Raw genomic sequence first — 1,094 nt, forward strand, 5'->3', positions numbered from 1 at the left:
TGTTGCCCGAACGCTGGCCACCTTTGAGCAACTTGGGGCCGCTCAATCGAGACATGCCGTTCTTGCTTACGTGGGTGACGTTCCAGTTGACCGCCTCTTCATCCAGGCCCTTGAAATCACACACGAACAGTCCGAGCGCAACCTGGACCTCCGACGGTAGCTCCTCCAAATCCGATGTGGCGACGTAGCCGGCTTCCCCGCCATCCGCGTTGAAGCTGTGCCACCAGGTGTCCTTCGTCAACGCCGGGTCGTGTTTTACCTTCACTTCTTCCTGGGGTGCGTCCATGACTTACTCCTCAGACGTGGTTGATCAAACGAGCGAACTGCAATAGTGCACCAAGGTCGGTAGCCCACCACCTTGCCGGCGCAGGCCGAGTTCCCGCCAGTGCGCAGCCTCGAACGCCAGCCGCGCTGCGCGGTTCTCGCGTACCGTCCACGCACTCAAGTTGGGCCAAACCCCGAGTGTTTGGCGCAACTGCAGCAACGCAGCGAGAGATGCGCGGCCATAGCCCTGGCCTTGGAGATCGGAGCGCACGAACAAACGCACCTCTTCGCGCACGACACCGATGCCTCCGACAATGCGCTGCGACTCTACGCAACGCACCAGCCATCTTGTCTCATCATCAACGGCGTGCGACCAGATTCGCTCAGCATGCCACGCACTGATGTGTCCGCTGCCACCAAACAGGGACGCTCGCAGCACCGGATCGTCCAGCATGTCGGCCAGGAACACACGGGATTGGGCATCCAGCGAATCGAGTGTCACGATCTTCATCATTTTTCCCTTTCCAAAAAAAGGGAGTAGCCAATTATTCCCGGCGGATGGCCCGCCCTGCCAGACATCGGGAAAATCTAATTAGCCACGTCCCATTCAATTGGAATTTAATTAGCCACGTCCCGTTAATTGGCGGAATGCCTGCATCGCGATCGAGCCGATCGACAACGGAAAGTGGCTAATCAGGAAGGCACGGCCGAGCCCGACCCGAAAGACGGTTCGTGAATCTGATGAGCCATGTCCCCCATGTCTCGCAGCCGAGCAGCAAAGCGGTTCAGTGAACCTGCCCACTTCCCCTGACCGATCCCCGACTATCGTC

Annotated in this window: 2 protein-coding genes; both read right to left on the minus strand. The window is 58.9% G+C overall.

What is annotated here, in order from left to right; all coding sequences use genetic code 11:
* Nucleotides 1-286, minus strand: a 286-nt coding sequence (locus tag UU7_RS17050) for a hypothetical protein (RefSeq protein WP_007810620.1), incomplete at its 3' end; no start/stop codon positions are given.
* 24 nt (nucleotides 287-310) lie between these two features.
* Complete coding sequence (locus UU7_RS17055; protein WP_007810621.1) at nucleotides 311-778, minus strand: GNAT family N-acetyltransferase; 468 nt, start codon at nucleotides 776-778, stop codon at nucleotides 311-313.
* Between the last annotated feature and the right edge of the window lie 316 nt (nucleotides 779-1,094).

Origin of the sequence: Rhodanobacter spathiphylli B39, assembly GCF_000264295.1 — a bacterium.
Classification (GTDB): domain Bacteria; phylum Pseudomonadota; class Gammaproteobacteria; order Xanthomonadales; family Rhodanobacteraceae; genus Rhodanobacter; species Rhodanobacter spathiphylli.

Excerpts from the sequence above, each read along its gene's own strand:
- UU7_RS17055 (WP_007810621.1), bottom strand. The coding sequence starts at position 778 with ATGATGAAGATCGTGACACTCGATTCGCTGGATGCCCAATCCCGTGTG.